Annotated in this window: 20 protein-coding genes; 11 read left to right on the top strand and 9 right to left on the bottom strand. The window is 67.9% G+C overall.

Going from position 1 to position 18,695, the window contains the following annotated elements; translation table 11 throughout:
• Positions 1–65: 65 nt before the first annotated feature.
• The 4 genes from BUR94_RS05820 to BUR94_RS05805 are packed head-to-tail and all read right to left on the bottom strand — an operon-like array spanning position 66 to position 3,189.
• Positions 66–1,109: a sensor histidine kinase gene (locus BUR94_RS05820; protein WP_074255286.1), complete on the bottom strand. Its 1,044-nt coding sequence runs from the start codon at positions 1,107–1,109 to the stop codon at positions 66–68.
• Positions 1,110–1,116: 7 nt separating this feature from the next.
• The gene (locus BUR94_RS05815; protein WP_074255285.1) at positions 1,117–1,641 is read right to left on the bottom strand and encodes a gamma carbonic anhydrase family protein; all 525 of its coding nucleotides are present in this window, start codon (positions 1,639–1,641) and stop codon (positions 1,117–1,119) included.
• The gene (gene gmk / locus BUR94_RS05810; protein WP_074255284.1) at positions 1,638–2,282 is read right to left on the bottom strand and encodes a guanylate kinase; all 645 of its coding nucleotides are present in this window, start codon (positions 2,280–2,282) and stop codon (positions 1,638–1,640) included. Before gmk ends, BUR94_RS05815 begins: the two co-directional genes overlap by 4 nt.
• 10 nt (positions 2,283–2,292) lie before the next feature.
• Positions 2,293–3,189, bottom strand: coding sequence for a YicC/YloC family endoribonuclease (locus tag BUR94_RS05805; RefSeq protein ID WP_074255283.1), 897 nt, complete (start codon positions 3,187–3,189; stop codon positions 2,293–2,295).
• Positions 3,190–3,321: 132 nt separating this feature from the next.
• On the opposite strand from BUR94_RS05805, the gene BUR94_RS05800 reads away from it, so the two are divergent.
• Entirely contained in the window at positions 3,322–4,089 is a 768-nt protein-coding gene (locus tag BUR94_RS05800; protein ID WP_074257599.1) for a PAS domain-containing protein, read from the top strand.
• A gap of 128 nt (positions 4,090–4,217) precedes the next feature.
• On the opposite strand, the gene BUR94_RS05795 is transcribed toward BUR94_RS05800, so the two are convergent.
• Positions 4,218–5,591 (bottom strand): class II 3-deoxy-7-phosphoheptulonate synthase, encoded by a 1,374-nt coding sequence (locus BUR94_RS05795; RefSeq protein ID WP_074255282.1) that lies wholly within the window; start codon positions 5,589–5,591, stop codon positions 4,218–4,220.
• Between the two features lie 194 nt (positions 5,592–5,785).
• Here BUR94_RS05795 and BUR94_RS05790 point away from each other — a divergent pair, with 194 nt between their 5' ends.
• The 3 genes from BUR94_RS05790 to BUR94_RS05780 are packed head-to-tail and all read left to right on the top strand — an operon-like array spanning position 5,786 to position 7,749.
• The gene (locus BUR94_RS05790) at positions 5,786–6,790 is read left to right on the top strand and encodes a GlxA family transcriptional regulator (RefSeq protein WP_074255281.1); all 1,005 of its coding nucleotides are present in this window, start codon (positions 5,786–5,788) and stop codon (positions 6,788–6,790) included.
• Between the two features lie 7 nt (positions 6,791–6,797).
• The gene (locus BUR94_RS05785) at positions 6,798–7,307 is read left to right on the top strand and encodes a GNAT family N-acetyltransferase (RefSeq protein ID WP_074255280.1); all 510 of its coding nucleotides are present in this window, start codon (positions 6,798–6,800) and stop codon (positions 7,305–7,307) included.
• Positions 7,308–7,329: 22 nt separating this feature from the next.
• A complete protein-coding gene (locus BUR94_RS05780) occupies positions 7,330–7,749 on the top strand; it encodes a cupin domain-containing protein (RefSeq protein WP_074255279.1) in 420 nt (139 codons plus the stop codon).
• Positions 7,750–7,846: 97 nt separating this feature from the next.
• Here the strand turns inward: BUR94_RS05780 and BUR94_RS05775 are convergent, their stop codons facing one another.
• Positions 7,847–8,212, bottom strand: coding sequence for a hypothetical protein (locus tag BUR94_RS05775; RefSeq protein WP_139301231.1), 366 nt, complete (start codon positions 8,210–8,212; stop codon positions 7,847–7,849).
• A 252-nt stretch (positions 8,213–8,464) separates the two neighbouring features.
• Complete coding sequence (locus BUR94_RS05770) at positions 8,465–9,577, bottom strand: anhydro-N-acetylmuramic acid kinase (protein ID WP_074255277.1); 1,113 nt, start codon at positions 9,575–9,577, stop codon at positions 8,465–8,467.
• A 69-nt stretch (positions 9,578–9,646) separates the two neighbouring features.
• Here BUR94_RS05770 and tyrS point away from each other — a divergent pair, with 69 nt between their 5' ends.
• The 5 genes from tyrS to BUR94_RS05745 all read left to right on the top strand — a co-directional run bounded on the left by tyrS (position 9,647) and on the right by BUR94_RS05745 (position 14,873).
• Positions 9,647–10,900, top strand: a complete 1,254-nt coding sequence (tyrS, locus tag BUR94_RS05765; protein WP_074255276.1) for a tyrosine--tRNA ligase — start codon at positions 9,647–9,649, stop codon at positions 10,898–10,900.
• Between the two features lie 116 nt (positions 10,901–11,016).
• Positions 11,017–12,072 carry a zinc ABC transporter substrate-binding protein gene (locus tag BUR94_RS05760; RefSeq protein WP_074255275.1) on the top strand — a complete coding sequence of 352 codons (1,056 nt, stop codon included), beginning with the start codon at positions 11,017–11,019 and terminating at the stop codon, positions 12,070–12,072.
• Positions 12,073–12,181: 109 nt separating this feature from the next.
• Positions 12,182–13,090, top strand: coding sequence for a beta-keto acid cleavage family enzyme (locus BUR94_RS05755; RefSeq protein ID WP_074255274.1), 909 nt, complete (start codon positions 12,182–12,184; stop codon positions 13,088–13,090).
• Between the two features lie 32 nt (positions 13,091–13,122).
• On the top strand, positions 13,123–13,470 hold the full coding sequence (locus BUR94_RS05750; RefSeq protein WP_074255273.1) for a hypothetical protein: 348 nt from the start codon (positions 13,123–13,125) through the stop codon (positions 13,468–13,470).
• The gene (locus BUR94_RS05745; RefSeq protein ID WP_074255272.1) at positions 13,467–14,873 is read left to right on the top strand and encodes a 3-hydroxyacyl-CoA dehydrogenase NAD-binding domain-containing protein; all 1,407 of its coding nucleotides are present in this window, start codon (positions 13,467–13,469) and stop codon (positions 14,871–14,873) included. The genes BUR94_RS05750 and BUR94_RS05745 overlap by 4 nt, the downstream gene beginning before the upstream one ends.
• Here the strand turns inward: BUR94_RS05745 and BUR94_RS05740 are convergent.
• On the bottom strand, positions 14,870–15,292 hold the full coding sequence (locus BUR94_RS05740) for a MarR family winged helix-turn-helix transcriptional regulator (protein ID WP_074255271.1): 423 nt from the start codon (positions 15,290–15,292) through the stop codon (positions 14,870–14,872). The two genes, BUR94_RS05745 and BUR94_RS05740, sit on opposite strands and share 4 nt — an antisense overlap.
• 67 nt (positions 15,293–15,359) lie before the next feature.
• Between BUR94_RS05740 and hmgA the strand changes: the two genes are divergently transcribed.
• Both hmgA and fahA read left to right on the top strand, forming a co-directional pair.
• The gene (gene hmgA / locus BUR94_RS05735) at positions 15,360–16,715 is read left to right on the top strand and encodes a homogentisate 1,2-dioxygenase (RefSeq protein ID WP_074255270.1); all 1,356 of its coding nucleotides are present in this window, start codon (positions 15,360–15,362) and stop codon (positions 16,713–16,715) included.
• A 75-nt stretch (positions 16,716–16,790) separates the two neighbouring features.
• Complete coding sequence (fahA, locus tag BUR94_RS05730) at positions 16,791–18,047, top strand: fumarylacetoacetase (protein ID WP_074255269.1); 1,257 nt, start codon at positions 16,791–16,793, stop codon at positions 18,045–18,047.
• Here fahA and BUR94_RS05725 read toward each other — a convergent pair.
• Positions 18,044–18,604, bottom strand: coding sequence for a DUF2585 domain-containing protein (locus BUR94_RS05725; RefSeq protein ID WP_074255268.1), 561 nt, complete (start codon positions 18,602–18,604; stop codon positions 18,044–18,046). The genes fahA and BUR94_RS05725 overlap by 4 nt on opposite strands.
• Positions 18,605–18,695: the final 91 nt, after the last annotated feature.

The following is an 18,695-nucleotide window of genomic DNA, read 5'->3' as shown; positions in this document are numbered from 1 at the left end:
TCCCCGCGGCCCGCACCTTGCGAAAGCCAAGGGGTGCTCGGTGTACCGCACTGGCCGTAGCCCTTTCAGCCGCCCTGCCCCGCCCCCACCGGCAGAAAAACAGTGAACCGCGCGCCCTCGCCCGGCTTGCTTTCGATCGCGAAGCGCCCGCGGTGCCGCGCGATGATGTGCTTGGCAATCGCCAGCCCCAGCCCGGTGCCGCCCATCTCCCGCGAGCGGTGCGAATCGACCCGGTAGAATCGCTCGGTGAGCCGCGGAATGTGGATCGGGTCGATCCCGTAGCCGAAATCCCGCACCTCGCAGCGCAGCGCCGGCCCCTTGAGCGAGGCCACCCGCTCCTCGCGCGTCACCCGCACCTCGATCCGCTTGCCCGAGGCGCCGTATTTCAGCGCGTTCTCGATCAGGTTGGTAAAAACCTGGGTCAACTGGTCGGCATCCCCCGGCACAGGCGGCAGGTCCTCGGGCAGATCAAAGACCACCTCGACCCCGGCCTCCTCGGCGATCGGCCGGAGCGCGTTCAGCGCCGAGGCCAGCAGGCGCGGCACGTCCACCTCGTCGGAGGGGCGCTGGCGGGCCACGGCCTCGACCCGGGAGAGCGAGAGCAGGTCGTTGACCAGCCGGTTCATCCGGGCGGTCTCGCGCTCCATGATGGCCAGAAACCGCTCCCGTGCCGTCTCGTCGTTCCTCGCCGGGCCGCGCAGGGTCTCGATGAAGCCCATCAGCGCGGTGAGCGGGGTCTTCAGCTCGTGGCTCACGTTGGCCACGAAGTCGCGGCGGATCTGCTGGGCGGCCTCGGTCTGGCTCAGATCCTCGAACGCCAGCATCACCCGCCCCTTCAGGGGCGTGGCCCGCACACTGAAGATCTGCTCGCCCTCGCCCTCCACCCGCCGGATCCGCGCCTGACCGGCATGGCCGGGGCCAAGCGCATTCTCGATGAGCTGGGCCACGGAGGGCTGGCGCAGCTGCATCGAGTAGTGCCGCCCCTGCCCGACCCGCCCGAAAAGCTCCGCGGCGGGCGCGTTGATCGCCTCGATCCGCGCATCCGCCCCGATGGTGATGAGCGGCATCGGCACGGCGTCGATGAGGGCTTCGATGTCCGCCGGGGTCATCGCCGCCTCAAACCGCCGCCAGCCCGGCCCGGAACCGCCGCATGTTCTGCTGGTAGTGCAGCGCCGAGCGCCGCAGCCCCTCGATGGCCGCCTCGTCCAGCTGGCGCACCACCTTGCCCGGCGCGCCCATCACCAGGCTGCCGTCGGGGATCTCCTTGCCCTCGGTGATGAGCGCCCCCGCCCCGATCAGGCAGTTCCTCCCGATCACCGCGCGGTTCAGCACCGTGGCACCCATGCCGATCAGGGAGTTCTCGCCGATGGTGCAGCCGTGCAGCATGGCCTTGTGGCCCACCGTCACGCCCGCGCCGATGGTGAGCGGGCAGCCCGGATCGGTGTGGCACACCGTGTTCTCCTGCACGTTGGCCCCCGCGCCCACCCGGATCAGCTCGTTGTCGCCCCTGAGCGTGCAGCCGAACCAGACCGAGGCGCCGCTCTCCAGCACCACGTTGCCGATCAGGTTGGCATCGGGGGCGACCCAGTAGTCGCCATCCTCCGGAAACGAGGGCGCGAGGCCGTCGAGCGCATAGATCATCGGTCTTCGGTCTCCCGGAACTGCTCGTGAAGGGCGCGGACATGGCCCGCAAGGTCGGGCTGCTGGGCGCGGCGCAGCCGCTCGGCCATGACGATGGTGCGCAGCCGCGCCTCTGTCTCGTCGAGGTCGTCGTTGACGAGCACGTAGTCGTAGCTGTCCCAATGGCTGATCTCGTCCCAGCTCTTCTGCATCCGCTTGGCGATCACGCCGGGCTCGTCCTGGCCGCGTTCGATCAACCGGCGCCGCAGCTCGTCGATCGAGGGCGGCAGGATGAAGATCGAGAGCGTGTGCTTGCCCAGCTCGGAGTTGCGGATCTGCTGCGCGCCCTGCCAGTCCACGTCGAAGAGCACGTCACGCCCCGCGTCGATCGCCGCCCGCACCGGGGCCGCGGGCGAGCCGTAATGGTTGCCGAAGACATGGGCGTGCTCCAGCATCTGCTCGTCGGCAACCTGCTGGCGGAACTGCTGCTCGCTCAGGAAATGGTAGTGAACCCCATCCTGCTCGCCCGGCCGCGGCGGGCGCGTGGTGGCGCTGACCGAAAAGCTCAGCGTCTCGTCCCAGCCGATCAGCCGCCGCGCGAGGGTGGATTTTCCGGCGCCCGATGGCGACGACAGGATGATGAGCAATCCGCGTCTGGCCAAGGCTCTCCCCTCACTCGATGTTCTGAACCTGCTCCCGCATCTGGTCGATGGCGGCCTTGAGGTCAAGCCCGATCCGGGTCAGCTCCACCGCCTGCGCCTTGGAGCAGAGCGTGTTGGCCTCGCGGTTGAATTCCTGGCAAAGGAAGTCGAGCTTGCGCCCCACCGCCTCCTCCTCGCCGAGCAATGCCCGCATCGCGGCCACATGGGCCTCCAGCCGGTCGAGCTCCTCGGTCACGTCGGACTTGAGCGCCAGGAGCGCCACCTCCTGCGCCACCCGGGCCTCGTCGAGCCCCTTGGCGTTTTCCAGCACCCGCGCCAGGTTCTCCCGCAGGCTCTCCGCCATCTCCGACTTGCGCTCCTCGGCCACCGGGCGGGCGGCGCGCACCAGCTTCTCCACCTTGTCGAGATGGGCCAGCATCACCGCATGCAGCGCCGCGCCCTCGGTCGCCCGCATCTGCACGAACTCCGCCAGCAGGGGCCGGAAGTCGGCCAGCAGCTTGCTGCGCAGCGCCACCACCTCGCCCTCGCTCATGCTCTGCGGATCGTCGGCAATGCCCTTCATCGAGAGGATCTCGGCGGTGGTCGGCGCCTTCAGCTCCACACCCGCGCGCTCCGCCTCCCGCGTGATCTGGCTCAGCGCCGCCAGCACCTGCGCCAGCTGGGTGCCGTCCAGCCGCATCGAGCCGTCGCCCCGGCTGCGCTGGATCCGCAGGTTGAGAGATATGCTGCCCCGCGTGACGGCGCGGCTCAGCTCGGTGCGCAGCCCCTGCTCCAGCCCGCCGATCCACTCCGGCAACCGCAGGCGCAGGTCCAGCCCCTTGCTGTTCACACCGCGAAGCTCCCAGCTCCAGCTGAAGTCGCTGCCCTGCTGGGAGCGGGCGGCAAACCCTGTCATGGAGTTAACCATTTAAGAATTATCCCCCGGAAATGCGTCCGGCATTGTGGTATTAACGTTTAGGTAATCTTTCCTGTCCATGGGTTAACAGACCGTGCGCCCCTGGACAATAAAGCCGGTACGAATTTGCGCGAGGGCGATGGCGTGGAACATCAAGATGATAACGGCCGCGAGGTGGTTTCGCTCATGAAGTATCACAACGACATCCGATTCCCCGCGGTCCATGCGCTCCGGCGCTACTGGGAAGAGCTGCGCGGGCCGCGCCAGGTGCCCTCACGCGCCGAGGTCGATCCGCGGGCGATCGAGGAAACTCTGGAATACGCCTTCATCCTCGAACGCATCGCCCCCGGCGTCGGGCGCTTCCGTCTTGCGGGGATGCACCTCAACGACCTGATGGGGATGGAGGTGCGCGGCATGCCCTGCACCTCGATGTTCATGCCCGAGCACCGCGCCACCCTGAGCCGGGTGCTCGAGGATGTCTTCGCCGGGCCTTCCACGGCGATCGTCACCCTGGCCGGCGAGCGTGGCGTGGGCCGCCCGCCGATGGACGGCCAGATGCTCCTGCTGCCGCTGGCCTCCGATTTCGGCGACGTGACCCGCGCCCTCGGCTGCCTCTGCACCATCGGCCCCGTGGGCCGCACGCCGCGCCGCTTCGTCATCAAGGACGAGGTGGCGCGCCCGGTTCGCATCGAGGCCGCCCCGGAAACCCTGGGCGCGCCGGTGACACGCGAGGAGCGCGCCCGCCTGCGCAGGGCCGCCCAGGAGGCCGAGGCCGCGCGCCTGCGCGAGACCCACGGCTTCGCCGAACCCGCCCCCAGCTTCATCCCCGCCCCCCCGCGGCCGCCCCGGGGCGAAAAACCCCGCCTCCGCCTGGTGCGCTCCGAAGGCGAGCCGGTCGGCCAGGACGATTGAGCCGCAGGGCGCCGCAGCTGCGCGCCGCGCAGCCATTTCCGCCGACGGAACAGGCCGCACCGCCCCCCTGAAACGCAGAACGCCCCGGTGATCCACCGGGGCGCCCGCATGTCTGGAGAGGCCGGGCCTCAGCCCGCGGCGGCCGCCGCAGCTTCCTCGCGCCGGGCCGAGAGCTCCTCGGCCACCAGGAACGCCAGCTCCAGCGACTGGCTCGCGTTGAGCCGCGGGTCGCAGGCCGTGTGGTAGCGCGAGCCGAGGTCCTCGTCGGTCACCGCGCGCACGCCGCCGGTGCATTCGGTCACGTCCTGGCCGGTCATTTCGAAATGCACGCCGCCGGGGATCGAGCCCGCGGCCCGATGGGCGGCGAAGAACTCGCGCACCTCCGAAAGCACCCGCTCGAAGGGCCGGGTCTTGTAGCCCGAGTCCGACTTGATCGTGTTGCCATGCATCGCGTCGCAGACCCAGACCACGTTGGCGCCCTCGCTCTTCACCACCTCGATCAGCCGCGGCAGGTGCTCTTCCACCTTGCCGGCGCCGAAGCGGGTGATGAGCGTGAGGCGCCCGGCCTCGTTGCGGGGGTTCAGCGTGGCCATCAGGCGCTTGAGGTCCTCGTCCGTCGTGGTCGGACCGGCCTTCAGCCCGATCGGGTTGAGAATGCCCTTGCAGAACTCCACATGCGCGCCGTCCGGCTGGCGGGTCCGGTCGCCGATCCAGACCATGTGGCCCGAGCCCGCCACCACCTGCCCGGTGGTGGAGTCGACGCGGGTGAGCGCCTCCTCGTATTCCAGCAGTAGCGCCTCGTGACTGGTGTAGAAATCGACCGACTGCATCGCATGCACACTGTCGCCGTCGATCCCGGCTGCGGTCATGAAATCCAGCGCGTCCTGGATCCGGTTGCTGAGGTCTCTGTAGCGTGCCGCGCGGTCCTCATCCGCGAAGCCCGTCGTCCAGCTGTGGACGCGGTGAATATCGGCAAAACCGCCCGTCGAGAAGGCCCGCAGCAGGTTCAGCGTGGCGGCGGCCTGGGTGTAGGCCTGCAGCATCTTCGCCGGGTCCGGGATCCGGGCCTCGGGGGTGAAATCCAGCTCGTTGATGATGTCGCCCCGGTAGCTCGGCAGCTCCACGCCGTCCTTGCTCTCGGTCGGGGCCGAGCGCGGCTTGGCGAACTGCCCGGCCATCCGGCCCACCTTCACCACCGGCACCTTGGCGCCGAAGGTCAGCACGATCGCCATCTGCAACATCACCTTGAAGGTGTCGCGGATGTTGTCGGCGCTGAACTCCGAAAAACTCTCGGCGCAATCCCCGCCCTGCAGCAGAAAGGCCTCCCCGCGCGAGGCCTTGCCCAGCTCCGCCTTCAGGCGGCGGGCCTCGCCGGCAAACACCAGCGGCGGATACTTGGCAAGTTGCGCCTCAACAGCATTCAGCGCCGCCGCATCGGGATAATCCGGCATCTGAACCCGGGGCTTGCTGCGCCAGTCGGTCTTGGTCCAGGTCTTGCTCATCGTCTCACTTCCTCTGGTATGCACCCCGCAGCCTCCCGGCCACGGATGAGGCCTGCGTTATAGGGCGCAGACCACGCCCCGGCTACCCCTGCGCGCAGGATACAGCCGTTTTTCTCGCCCTCCCGCCCTTGCGCGGGTGGACAAATCCTGATTGCCTCCCAGGCGGGGACAACATCTAGCACGGAGCCAGACAGATGCCGCGGGCCGAAGCGCAAACTCCGGTGGTCGATCCTCCGGCCAAGCCGCGCCGCTTTGTCTTTCTGCTGGTGCGCGATTTCTCGCTGCTGTCCTTCGCCGGCGCGATCGACGCGCTGCGCCTGGCCAACCGCACGGCGGGCGCCCGGCTCTACGACTGGCAATTGATCTCCGAGGGCGGCGAACCGATCAACGCCTCCTGCGGCTCGGTCTTCCAGGTCGACGGCGGGCTCGACGACCTCCCCCGCGACGAGGTGGTGCTGGTCTGCGCCGGGCTCGATGTCGAAGACAAGGCCAGCCCCAAGCTGCTCGCATGGCTGCGCAAGCAGGCCCGCCGCGGCCTCGCCGTGGGCGGGCTGTGCACTGCGGGCTACCTGCTGGCCCGCGCCGGGCTGCTCGACGGCAAGCGCGCCACCATCCACTGGGAGAACGCCGACAGCTTCTCCGAGGAGTTCGAGGACGTGCGGCTGACCAAAACCGTCTTCGTTCACGACGGCAACCGGATGACCACCGCCGGCGGCACCGCCTCGATCGACCTCGCGCTGCAGATCATCGCCGAGGACCACGGCGAGGAGCTGGCCAATACCGTGGCCGACCAGCTGATCTACTCCTCCATCCGCACCGATCAGGACACCCAGCGCCTCTCGATCCCCACCCGGATCGGCGTGCGCCACCCCAAGCTCTCCCGGGTCATCCAGATCATGGAGCAGAACCTCGAAGAGCCGATCTCGCCCGCCCTGCTGGCCGACGAGGTGGTGCTCTCCACCCGCCAGCTCGAGCGGCTCTTCCGCCGCTACCTGAACCGCTCGCCCAAGCGGTACTACATGGAACTGCGGCTTCAGAAGGCCCGCAACCTGCTGATGCAGACCGACATGAGCGTCATCAACGTGGCGCTGGCCTGCGGCTTCACCTCGCCCTCGCACTTCTCCAAGTGCTACCGGGCCCAGTATCAGACCACCCCCTACCGCGAGCGCGGCTCCCACGGCACGCGCCTTTCGGTCTGAGGCCCGCATGCTCACCACCGCCCGCCTCACCCTGCGCCCGGCAGAACCCGGCGACCTGCCGGCGCTCCACGCCATCTTCTCCGACCCGCAGGTGATGCGCCACTGGTCCACGCCGCCCGACGCGACCCTCGAGGCCACCGCCGAGCGGCTCGAAGGCTTCATGCGCGGTGAGCGCGCGCTGGGGCCGGAGCTGATGATCCTCCACGAGGGCCGGCTGATCGGCCGCATCGGCCTCTGGCGCAAATGGGAGGTGGGCTACATCCTCGCCGCCTCGGCCTGGGGCCGCGGCTTTGCCTCCGAGGCCCTCCGCGCCCTCTGCGCCGAAGCCTTCGCCCGCCACCCCGACTGCCCCGCCATCACTGCCGACATCGACCCCCGCAACGTCGCCTCGGGTCGGGTGCTCGAGAAGGCCGGCTTCACCGTGACCCACCACGAAAAGAACACCTTCTTCATCAACGGCGAGTGGTCCGACAGCACCTACTTCAGCCTGCCCCGCCCCGCGCCTTCCCCTGGCTGAAGCGGCGGGCTAGCCTGCCGGCATGGACGCGCAGGAAATCATCGACCGCCTCGGCCTTAAGCCGCACCCCGAGGGTGGCCACTACCGGCAAACCTGGGTGGAGGCACCCGCCTCGGGACGCCCCGCAGGCACCTGCATCTACTTCCTTCCGAAACCCGGCGAGCGCTCCCACTGGCACCGGGTCGATGCCACCGAGATCTGGCACTTCTACACGGGCACCCCGCTCACCCTGCGGCTCTCGGCCAGCGAGTCCGGCCCCGCCACGCGCCACACCCTCGGCCCCGACCTCGCCAGCGGCACGCCCCAGGTCATCGTCCCCAAGGATCACTGGCAGGCGGCCGAGGCCTCGCCCCACGGCTGGGCCCTTGTCGGCTGCACCGTCTCCCCGGGCTTCTCCTTCTCCGGCTTCACCCTCGCGCCGCCGGGCTTCGACATCCCCTGAGACCTGGCGCAAATAGCAACAGGCCCGGACCCCCTCCAGCAGGGGCCCGGGCCATGCCGCTTTCACCGGGGCCGCGCGTGGCGCCCCCGACGACCACTCAGCGGCAACCCTTGGCGATGTAGACGGACTTGGCCGCATCCCGGCGCAACGCGGCATCCTTCACCACGTTGCCGCCGATCTCGGCGGCCGCACCGGCCACCTTGCCGCGCCCGATCAGAGCGCCCATCACCTGAAGCCCGGTGCCCTTTTCGTGCTTGCCCGCCAGCTTGGCGGCCTTTCCGTATTCCCGCGCCAGCGTCTTGCAGTTCAACCGGGCGTATTCGCCCACCAGCCGCTGGTACTTGGCCGCATCGTCGCCGCGATAGCCGTGGCTCTTGGCGCTCGCCACCGGGGCCGCGCCTGCCGCAGCGGCCAGCGTTCCGCAGGCGGCCAGCACCGCCAGAAAGGTTGCCAGAACTCTCATCATCCGTCTCCTCGATCTGCGGGCCGATCCGCCGGCCCGGTCTTCTGGAGCGATGGCTATCCCGAGGCCCCGGCCCCGGTCACGTGACGAATGCCGTCATCCTTTTCGGGCCGCCTCGGGGCAGCGCGCGGTGGGGTAACACCTCGCCGCCTTGCAAATCTGCATAGGTATGGGTTGTGCATGGGTTGTGTATCGGTTGTGTATCCCTGCTTCTCAGGGTTAACGGGGGGCAGGCAGGCCGCGTCCGGGCAGTCATGCAAAGCCCTTGGAAGGCTTCGAAACCACGCCGCCGCCCACCGCCGCCCGCACCCCCGTGGTGCCCGGCCAGGAGGTCGGCAGCCCCTTGGCCACCCGCACCGCGAGATAGGCAAAGGCTTGAGCTTCCAGCATATCTCCGTCCAGCCCCACGGTCTCGACCGGCTCCACCGGGCAGCCCAGGCCCTCCGCGATCATCGCCATCATCACCGGGTTCTTCCGCCCTCCGCCGGTGACCAGAACCCGGCTCGCCGGGGCCGGAAAATGCTCCTGCCCCAAGGCCACCGAAGCCGCCACCGCCGCCGTCAAGGTCGCCGCCGCATCCGCGTCGGAAAGCCCTGCAACCTCTTGAGAAAGCGCACGAAAATCATCGCGGTCGAGGGACTTCGGCGGCAGCTTGAAGAAGTAGCGATGCTCGGCAAACCGCGCCAGGATGGCCTCATCCACCGCGCCTTCCGCCGCCAGCGCGCCGCCCTCGTCGCAGGCCAGCCCCAGCCGGTCGCCCACAAGGTCGTTCACCGGCGCATTCGCAGGCCCCGTGTCGAACGCCAGCATCGCTTCCGGCCCCTGCGCCGGGTCGATCCAGGTGACATTGCCCACCCCGCCAAGATTGAGAAAAACCAAGGGCTTGTCAGCCTTGATGAACTTCGCCAAGGCGTAGTGATAGGCTGGCGCAAGGGGCGCACCCTGCCCGCCCATCTCCACGTCGCTCGTGCGGAAATCCCACACCACGGGCCGCCCCAGCGCCTCTGCCAGCACCCGCCCGTCGCCGGCCTGGTGCGTGCCCCGCCCGGCCGGGTCATGGGCCAGGGTCTGGCCGTGAAAGCCAACGATATCAACGCCCTCGATGAGTTCCTCTAGGATCACCACATGGGCGGTCTCCACCACCTCCGCGGCCTCGGCCACCCCTTCCTCGCCCGGCCAGCGCCCCAGCGCGGCCCTCAGCACCCCGGACTCGCGGCTCGAGTACTCCCGGTAACCGCTTGGCCCAAAGGCAAAAATCTCAACCCCATCTGTCTCGATCACCGCCGCGTCCACGCCATCCAGCGATGTGCCGCTCATTGCGCCCAGCGCCGTCACACGGGCCTGCCCCCTGGCCTTTTTCAACATGGCCTTTCCCTCTTGCCTCCCGGCCAGTATGAGGGGGTCTCCAACCCCTTCGCAACATGGAAAAGAGCGATGACCTACCACCCCAAATCGGACTTCATGGCCGTGATGATAGAGCGAGGCTTCCTTCAGGATTGCACCGACTATCAAGGCCTCGACGAAGCACTGATCCAGGGCGTGGTCCCGGCCTATATCGGCTACGACGCCACGGCCAAGTCGCTCCACGTCGGCCATCTGCTCAACATCATGATGCTGCGCTGGCTCCAGAAGACCGGCCACAAGCCGATCACCCTCATGGGCGGCGGCACCACCAAGGTGGGCGACCCGAGCTTCCGCGCCGACGAGCGCCCCCTGCTGACGGCGCAGGCCATCGACGACAACATCGCCTCCATGAAGAACGTCTTCGCCAAGTATCTCAGCTACGGCGACGCCCCCACCGATGCGCTGATGCTGAACAACGCCGAGTGGCTCGACGGCCTCAACTATCTGGAATTCCTGCGCGATATCGGCCGGCACTTCTCGGTCAACCGGATGCTTTCGTTCGAGTCCGTCAAGTCGCGGCTCGATCGCGAGCAGAGCCTGTCGTTCCTCGAGTTCAACTACATGATCCTTCAGGCCTACGACTTCCTCGAGCTCAACCGTCGCTACGGCTGCCTGCTGCAGATGGGCGGCTCCGACCAGTGGGGCAACATCGTCAATGGCATCGACCTGACCCGCCGGGTGCTCGACCACGAGATCTACGGCCTGACCTCGCCCCTGCTGACCACCTCGGACGGCAGGAAGATGGGAAAGAGCCAGGGCGGCGCCATGTGGCTGAACGCCGACATGCTCAGCCCCTACGAGTTCTGGCAGTTCTGGCGCAACACCACCGACGCCGACGTGGGCCGGTTCCTCAAGCTCTACACGGAGCTCGATGTTAACGAGTGCGAAAGGCTCGGCGCGCTACAAGGCAGCGAGATCAACGACGCCAAGATCCGGCTCGCCAACGAGGTCACCGCGCTCTGCCACGGGGCAGAAGCGGCAGAAACCGCAGAGGCCACAGCGCGGGAAGTCTTCGAGAAAGGCGGCGTGGGCGATGATCTTCCCACCCTCACCCTGACCGCGGCGGAAGTGGCCGATGGTATCTCGGTGGCCCAGCTCATCGTCCGCTCCGGGCTGGCCAAGACCGGCAAGGAGGCCAAGCGCCTCATCGCCGACAACGGCGCCCGGATCGACGACGCCCCGCTCACCGACGCCGGGCTCATGCTCGACGCGGCGGCCCTCTCCTCGCCCGTCAAGCTTTCCGCGGGCAAGAAGCGCCACGCGCTGGTCGTGCTGGAGGGCTGATATCTCAAGAACTTGCGGCGCGACCTTCACATGGCCGCGCCGCGCATCGCCGCTTAACGGCTTGCGATGTTATATCATTACAAATACACATTCTCCGACTCACACCGGAGACTGTCATGCGTATCCTTCCTTCCCTTGCGGCCCTCGTCGCCGCCACCCCCGCCCTCGCCGAACCCAAAGTCATCGCCGATCTTCCTCCGGTGCACTCGCTGGTGGCCAAGGTGATGGAGGGCGTCGGCACCCCCTCGCTCCTGCTCGACCAGGGCGGCTCCGGCCACGGCCTCTCGCTTCGCCCCTCCCAGGCCGCCGCCGCGCAGGAGGCCGACCTGATCTTCTGGATCGGCCCGGCGATGTCGCCCGCGCTCGAAAAGCCTTTCGAAACCCTCGCCGAAAACGCCCATGTCATCGCCCTGATGGAGCAGCCCGGCACCCTCCTGATCGACTCGACATCCGCCGAGCCGCACAAGCACGAGGGCGAAGAAGGCCATGACGCGCATGAGCACGCGGAGCATGCCGAAGAGGGCCACGAGGAGCACGAGCACGAAGAGCACGCCGAAGAGGGCCACGAGGACCACGACCACGAAGAGCATGCCGAGGAAGGCCACGAGGAGCACGAGCACGAAGAGCATGCCGAGGAAGGCCATGAGGGCCACGACCACGGCCCCGAGGATCCGCACGTCTGGCTCTCGCCCGACAACGCCAGGACATGGCTCGCGCTGATCGCCGAGGAACTCGCCGAGCACGACCCCGACAACGCCGCGACCTACCAGGCCAATGCCGAAGCCGCGAGCGCCGAGCTCGACACGCTCATCGGCGAGATCGAAGCCACACTGGAGCCGGTCGAGGGCCGCGAATATCTCTCCACCCACCGCGCCTTCGCCTATTTCGAGGCCCGCTTCCACATCGCCCCCGCTCACGCGCTGACCGGCATCGACGGCGGCGTCACCGGCCCCCGCGCGATGGAGGAGGTCCGACATGCCGCCGAAGAGGGCATCACCTGCCTCATCACCGAGCCCGACACCGCCGAAGCCACGGTCCGCACGCTCACCGAAGGCACCGACCTCAAGGCCCACTTCCTCGATCCCCTCGGCCGAGACCTCACCCCGGGCCCGAACCAGTACACCGAGCTTCTGCAAGCGCTGGCAACGGGTTACGCCGACTGCCTCAAGTAACACCCGCCTGACGGCGCACCCCGCGGCCGCCACGCTGCTGCCGCGGGGGAGCACATTCGTTGCGCAGGCTCCGCATCGGCCCTAACCTCCCGCGCAAAGGGAGGACTCCATGCCGCTCACCATGTCCCGCGAGGTCTTCATCACCTGCGCCCTCACCGGCGCGGGTGGCACGCAAGACCGCTCCCCCCACGTTCCGCGCTCGCCGAAACAGATCGCGGAGGCCGCCCGTGATGCCGCCCTCGCCGGCGCCGCCTGCGTCCATGTCCACGTCCGCGACCCCGAAACCGGCGTGCCCTCGCACTCCACAGCCCTCTTCCGCGAGACCGTCGAGCGCATCCGCGACCTCGAGCCCGACCTTGTCATCAACCTGACCTGCGGCTTCGGCGGCGATCTCATCTTCGGCCCGCCTGACCGGCCCCTGCCGATCAGCCAGGAGTCCATCCTCCTCACCGCCGAGGAGCGCACCGCCCATGTGGCCGAATGCCTGCCCGAGATCTGCACCCTCGATTGCGGCACCATGAACTTTGCCGAAAACGACTATGTCATGGCCAATACGCCCGGCATGCTCCGCGCCATGGCCCGGCGGATGACCGACCTCGGCGTCAAGCCCGAGATCGAGGCCTTCGACACCGGCCACCTCTGGCTCGCCCGCCAGCTCGTCTCCGAGGGCGTCATCACCGACCCGGCGCTGGTGCAGCTCTGCATGGGCGTGCCCTGGGGCGCACCCAACGACCTGACCACCTTCAATGCCATGGTCGCCGGTATCCCCGAGGGCTGGGCCTTCTCCGCCTTCTCTCTGGGCCGCGACCAGATGCCCTACGTCGCCGCCGCCGTCCTTGCCGGAGGCCATGCCCGCGTGGGCCTGGAAGACAACCTGATGATCTCTCGCGGCCAACTCGCCACCAACGCCCAGCTCGTCGAGCGTGCGGTGCAGGTCATCGAGAGCCTCGGTGCGCGGGTGATGACGGCGCAGGAGATGCGCGACAAGCTCGCCCTCACCAAGCGCGCCCCCGCTTAGAAACTTTGTAAACCATTTCAGGGACACTCTCGATGAAACGCATTGCCCTCGCCCTCGCCTGCCTCGCCTCACCCGCCGCCGCCGAGATCCCGCCCTGGGCCGGATACTGGGCCGCCGACCCGGCCTGGTGCGCCAACACGCAAGGCGAGGTGCCCGAGGCGCCGATCTATCTCGCCGACACCGAGTTCCTGGGCTACGAGAACGGGTGTGACATCATCTCCGCCGAGCCGCATCCTTCCGGCTCTGCATGGTCGGTGACGATGAGTTGCACGGGCGAAGGCGAGAGCTACGAACAGAACGTTCTCCTCATGCTCACCGGAGATGACCGTCTCTACTGGTGGGACGAGGGCTACATGGTCGAGCGCGTGCGGTGCCGATGAAGGCCGCGATCCTCGGCACCGGCGTCATCGGTGCCGGCTGGGCCGCCCGCTTCCTGCTCGCCGGGTGGGACGTAGCGGTTCATGACCCTGCGTCGGGAGCCGAGGCCCGGCTCGATGCCACGCTCGCCGCCGCCCGCCGGGTGCTGCCCATGCTCTCCGAGGTGGCCCTGCCGCCCGAAGGGTCGTTGCGTTTCGGTACGCTGGAAGAGGCCGTAAGGGGGGCCGCCTGGGTGCAGGAGAGCGCCCCGGAACGCCTTGATCTCAAACACGAAATCTGGCGAGAGGTGCTGGAGCACGCCGCGCCCGACGCGGTGCTCGCCTCCTCCACCTCCGGCTTTACCCCCACGGCGCTCAACGGCGGCACGGGGCGCGTGATCGTCGCCCACCCGTTCAACCCGGTCTACCTGCTCCCGCTGGTCGAACTGGTCGGGCCAGAGACAGCCCAGGCCGCCGCGATCCTCACCAGGATCGGCATGTATCCGCTTGAGATCACGGCCGAAATCGACGGCCATATCGCCGACCGGCTGCTCGAGTCGGTCTGGCGCGAGGCGCTCTGGCTGGTCAACGACGGCGTGGCGACAACCGGCCAGATCGACGAGGCCATCCGCATGGGCTTTGGCCTGCGATGGGCCCAGATGGGCCTCTTCGAGACCTACCGCCTCGGCGGCGGCGAGGGCGGCTTTGCCCAGTTTCTCGCCCAGTTCGGCCCCGCGCTGAAATGGCCCTGGAGCCACCTCACCGATGTGCCCGACCTCGACGCGGCTCTGGTGCAAAAGATCGCCGCCCAGTCAGACGCCCAGTCCGGCCACCTCTCCACCGAGGCTCTGACCACGCTGCGCGACCACAACCTCGTGGCCCTCCTCCGCGCCCTCAAGCAGCGCAACGCCGGTGCCGGCAAGCTGCTGAACGCGCATGAACAATCCCTCACGCCCCCGCCGCCGCCGCCCGGCCCGGCGCCGCTGGTCACCCTGCGCCGCACCATCCCCGTGGACTGGACCGACTACAACGGCCACATGAACGAAAGCCGCTATGGCCAGCTCTGGTCGGATGCGGGCGATACCATCCTGGTGGCCATCGGCATGGGGCCCGAGAGCCCCGGCACCCAGGGCGCCACCTGGTTCACCGTCGACAACCACATCCGCTACCTTGCCGAGACCCAGGCGGGCGAGACCTGCGAGGTGCGCACCACGATCCTGCTGGCGGAGGGCAAGAAACTCAGGATGCACCACGAAATGTGGGTCGGAGAGACCCTCTCCGCCACCTGCACCCAACTGCTGCTGCACATCGACCTCGCCACCCGCCGCTCCGCCCCGCCCGCGCCGGACGTGGCCGAGAGGCTGCAAGCCTATGCCGCGGCCCATCGGGAGCTGGCCGCGCCCCATGCGCAAGCCGGGTCTCGCTAGAGCCCGGCGATCTGCCGCAGCACCCGCCGCACCACGGCCGCATCGGCCTCCGAGACGCCGCGCAGGAGCGCCGCATCATGCGCCTCCGCCAGCGCCGTGAGTTCCCCGAAGGCCTCGCGCCCCGCCGGCGTGATCGAGAGCACCTCCCGCCGCCGGTCCTCCTCCACCTCCGAGCGCACCAGAAACCGCCGCTCCTCGAGCGCCGCCACCGCCCGACTCACCTTGGTCTTGTGGATCATCGCCCGCTCCACGATGTCGCGCGCGCTCATGTCGCCGTAGCGCCCGAGATGAAACAGCACCCGCCATTCGGTGCGCAGCATCCCGTAGCGGGCCTTGTATTCCCGCTGAAAATCAAGGCTCGCGGCTTCTGCGGCCTGGTTGAGGAGATAGGGCAGGAAGTCTGTCAGATCAAAGCTCATTCTCCCGTGATGCCTCTTGTTAGTTACATTTTCAACTATTATCACCGCCGCAACAGGAGGACGCGCCATGAACGACCAATCCAAGCCCGCCGGCCTGACCCAGGCCCCGAGCCACATCGGCACCACGCCCGGCTACATGCCCGGCTTCGGCAACGACTTCGAGACCGAGGCCCTGCCCGGTGCCCTGCCCCAGGGCATGAACTCGCCGCAAAAGTGCAACTACGGCCTCTACGGCGAGCAGCTCTCCGGCACCGCCTTCACCGCCGACCCGCCCGAGCGCACCTGGACCTATCGGATCCGGCCCTCGGTGAAGCACTCGCACCGCTACGAGCGGATCGACCTGCCCTACTGGGTGTCCTCCCCCAACGTGGTCGACAACGTCACCTCGCTGGGTCAGTACCGCTGGGATCCGGTGCCCCATTCCGACGAGCCCCTCACCTGGCTCACCGGCATGCGCACCATGACCACGGCGGGCGACGTGAACACTCAAGTGGGCATGGCGAGCCACATCTACCTCGTCACCGCCTCCATGGAAGACGCCTATTTTTACTCAGCGGACAGCGAGTTGCTGGTGGTTCCCCAGGAGGGCAGGCTGCGCTTTGCCACCGAGCTCGGCGTGATCGACCTGGCACCACAGGAGATCGCCATCGTCCCGCGCGGCCTCGTCTACCGGGTCGAAGTGCTTGAAGGCCCGGCCCGCGGTTTCGTCTGCGAGAACTACGGCCAGAAGTTCGAGCTGCCCGGTCGCGGCCCCATCGGTGCCAACTGCCTCGCCAACCCGCGTGACTTCAAGGCCCCCGTGGCCGCGTTCGAGGACCGCGAGGTGCCCTCCACGCTGACCATCAAGTGGTGCGGCCAGTTCCACGAAACGAAGATCGCCCAGAGCCCGCTCGACGTGGTCGCCTGGCACGGCAACTACGCGCCCTACAAATACGACCTGAGCACCTACTGCCCGGTCGGCGCGATCCTCTTCGATCACCCCGACCCCTCGATCTTCACTGTGCTCACGGCCCCCTCCGGCGTGCCCGGCACAGCCAACATCGACTTCGTGCTCTTCCGCGAGCGCTGGATGGTGGCCGAAAACACCTTCCGCCCGCCGTGGTATCACAAGAACATCATGTCCGAGCTGATGGGCAACATCTACGGCCAGTATGATGCCAAACCGCAGGGCTTCGTCCCCGGCGGTATGTCGCTCCACAACATGATGCTGCCCCACGGCCCCGACCGCGACGCCTTCGAGGGAGCGTCGAACGCCGAGTTGAAGCCCCACAAGCTCGACAACACCATGAGCTTCATGTTCGAAACCCGCTTTCCCCAGCACCTCACCGCCTTCGCGGCCAACGAGGCGCCCCTGCAGGACAACTACATCGACTGCTGGGAAACGCTGGAGAAGAAGTTCGACGGCACGCCGGGCAAGAAGTAACTCCGGTCGGTTTCATCCACCCTGCGTCCTGCGTAGGGTGGATGCCAACCAATCACCCCAAGGAAACCGCGCACAATGCCCCTGATGAAAAGCTGGGTCGCTTCGGCCAACGCCGAAAACCACCCCTTCCCCCTCAACAACCTGCCCTATGGCGTGTTCTCGCGGGGCGATGACGAGCCCCGCTGCGGCGTCGCCATCGGCGACATGATCCTCGACATGGCCGCGGTCGAAGAGGCCGGCCTGGTCACGCTCGCTGATGTGCCGGTGTTCGATGTGCCTTTCTGGAACGAGGTGATGGAACTCGGGCCACGCGCCTGGGGCGAGCTTCGCGCCACCCTGACCGAGCTGCTCTCCGAAGGCTCCGCCAAGGCTGCCGCCGTCCAGCCGTTTCTCGTGCCGATGGGGGAGGCCGAACTGCACATGCCCTTCCTCGTGTCGGAATACACCGACTTCTACGCAGGCCGCCAGCATGCCACCAACGTCGGCACCATGTTCCGCGGGGCCGAGAATGCCCTGCCGCCCAACTGGCTGCACATCCCCATCGGCTACAACGGGCGCGCCTCCACTGTGGTCGTCTCCGGCACGCCGGTCCACCGCCCCAACGGCCAGACCAAGGCGCCCGACGCCGAGATGCCCGGCTTCGGCCCCTGCAAACGCCTCGACATCGAGCTCGAGATGGGCGCCGTCGTGGGAACCTCCTCCGAGATGGGCCAGCCCGTCAGCGTGGCCCAGGCCGAGCAGATGATCTTCGGCTACGTCCTGCTCAACGACTGGTCCGCCCGTGACATCCAGGCATGGGAGTATCAGCCCCTCGGCCCGTTCCAGGCCAAGGCCTTCGCCACCACCATCAGCCCCTGGATCGTGACCACGGCGGCGCTGGAGCCCTTCCGCACCTCGACGCCCGCCCGCGAAAAGCCCCTGCTGCCCTACCTCGAAGAGCCCCGCCCCGGCCTCTTCGACATCAAGCTCTCCGCCGCGATCCAGCCCGAGGGCGCGGCCCGTGCCACGACCTTCTCCAACACCAACTACAGCGAGATGTATTACTCCGCCGCCCAGCAACTCGCCCACCACAGCACCTCGGGCTGCGCGATGAACGCGGGCGACCTGCTCGGCTCCGGCACCATCTCGGGCGCAGACAAATCCAGCTACGGCTCTCTCCTCGAGGTCACCTGGGGCGGCAAGGAGCCCCTGACGCTCGACACCGGTGAGACCCGCACCTTCATCGAAGACGGCGATACCCTCACGCTGGAGGGCCACGCCCAGGGCGACGGCTACCGCATCGGCTTCGGCCCCTGCACCGGCAAGATCCTCCCGGCGGTGAAATGGCCCTAGAGCGCGCCCTGCCAGTCCTTCACCGCCTCGAGCGGCCAGAGCAGCATCAGCACGTTCAGGGCCAGCCCGTCGCGGATCATCCAGGTGGTGAAGGCCTCGAACCCGAGGGCCAGCACCACGCTGGCCCAGACCGGCAGTTTCCGCGCCAGCGCAAAGCCCAGCCACATGGCCGCCACGTCGCAGACCGAGTTCAGCACCGAGTCGCCGTAGTAATCGAGCGAGATGGTAACGGCCCGGTAATGCTCGATCACCCTGTCGGTGTTCTCCAGCAGCTCCCAGCCCGCCTCGATGGCGGTGGCGATGGCAAAACGCCAGCCCAGCGGCAGCTTCCATGCCACCAGCCACAGCAGCCCGTAAAACAGCAGCCCGTGAATGATGTGGCTCGGCGTGTACCAGTCGGTGATGTGCTGCGAGTTCTCCGAGCTGACCACCGCGCCATGCCAGAGCTTCACATATCCGCATTTGCAGATCGGCTCGCGCCCCCACCACAACATCACAGCGGCCATCACCACCGTGATCGCCAACGCCAGCCAGTACCCGTAATGCACGCGTCTCATGGGCCGACCAGAGCACGACACACCCTGAAGCCGCAACTCCCAACCGCCTCATCTTCTTGCTGAAAATATCCCCGCCGGAGGTATCAGATCT

The organism is Vannielia litorea (genome assembly GCF_900142295.1).
Lineage (GTDB): Bacteria > Pseudomonadota > Alphaproteobacteria > Rhodobacterales > Rhodobacteraceae > Vannielia > Vannielia litorea.
The sequence above is the reverse complement of the archived record's forward strand: the minus strand, read 5'-3'. Positions and strand labels throughout refer to the sequence as shown.

Coding starts and splice junctions, on each gene's coding strand:
- BUR94_RS05795 (WP_074255282.1), bottom strand. CDS start 5,591: ATGAGCAAGACCTGGACCAAGACCGACTGGCGCAGCAAGCCCCGGGTT.
- BUR94_RS05815 (WP_074255285.1), bottom strand. CDS start 1,641: ATGATCTATGCGCTCGACGGCCTCGCGCCCTCGTTTCCGGAGGATGGC.
- BUR94_RS05745 (WP_074255272.1), top strand. CDS start 13,467: ATGAAGGCCGCGATCCTCGGCACCGGCGTCATCGGTGCCGGCTGGGCC.
- BUR94_RS05760 (WP_074255275.1), top strand. CDS start 11,017: ATGCGTATCCTTCCTTCCCTTGCGGCCCTCGTCGCCGCCACCCCCGCC.
- BUR94_RS05740 (WP_074255271.1), bottom strand. CDS start 15,292: ATGAGCTTTGATCTGACAGACTTCCTGCCCTATCTCCTCAACCAGGCC.
- BUR94_RS05770 (WP_074255277.1), bottom strand. CDS start 9,577: ATGTTGAAAAAGGCCAGGGGGCAGGCCCGTGTGACGGCGCTGGGCGCA.
- fahA (WP_074255269.1), top strand. CDS start 16,791: ATGCCCCTGATGAAAAGCTGGGTCGCTTCGGCCAACGCCGAAAACCAC.
- BUR94_RS05820 (WP_074255286.1), bottom strand. CDS start 1,109: ATGACCCCGGCGGACATCGAAGCCCTCATCGACGCCGTGCCGATGCCG.
- BUR94_RS05775 (WP_139301231.1), bottom strand. CDS start 8,212: ATGAGAGTTCTGGCAACCTTTCTGGCGGTGCTGGCCGCCTGCGGAACG.
- BUR94_RS05805 (WP_074255283.1), bottom strand. CDS start 3,189: ATGGTTAACTCCATGACAGGGTTTGCCGCCCGCTCCCAGCAGGGCAGC.
- BUR94_RS05785 (WP_074255280.1), top strand. CDS start 6,798: ATGCTCACCACCGCCCGCCTCACCCTGCGCCCGGCAGAACCCGGCGAC.
- BUR94_RS05755 (WP_074255274.1), top strand. CDS start 12,182: ATGCCGCTCACCATGTCCCGCGAGGTCTTCATCACCTGCGCCCTCACC.
- hmgA (WP_074255270.1), top strand. CDS start 15,360: ATGAACGACCAATCCAAGCCCGCCGGCCTGACCCAGGCCCCGAGCCAC.
- BUR94_RS05725 (WP_074255268.1), bottom strand. CDS start 18,604: ATGAGACGCGTGCATTACGGGTACTGGCTGGCGTTGGCGATCACGGTG.
- BUR94_RS05750 (WP_074255273.1), top strand. CDS start 13,123: ATGAAACGCATTGCCCTCGCCCTCGCCTGCCTCGCCTCACCCGCCGCC.
- tyrS (WP_074255276.1), top strand. CDS start 9,647: ATGACCTACCACCCCAAATCGGACTTCATGGCCGTGATGATAGAGCGA.
- BUR94_RS05790 (WP_074255281.1), top strand. CDS start 5,786: ATGCCGCGGGCCGAAGCGCAAACTCCGGTGGTCGATCCTCCGGCCAAG.
- BUR94_RS05780 (WP_074255279.1), top strand. CDS start 7,330: ATGGACGCGCAGGAAATCATCGACCGCCTCGGCCTTAAGCCGCACCCC.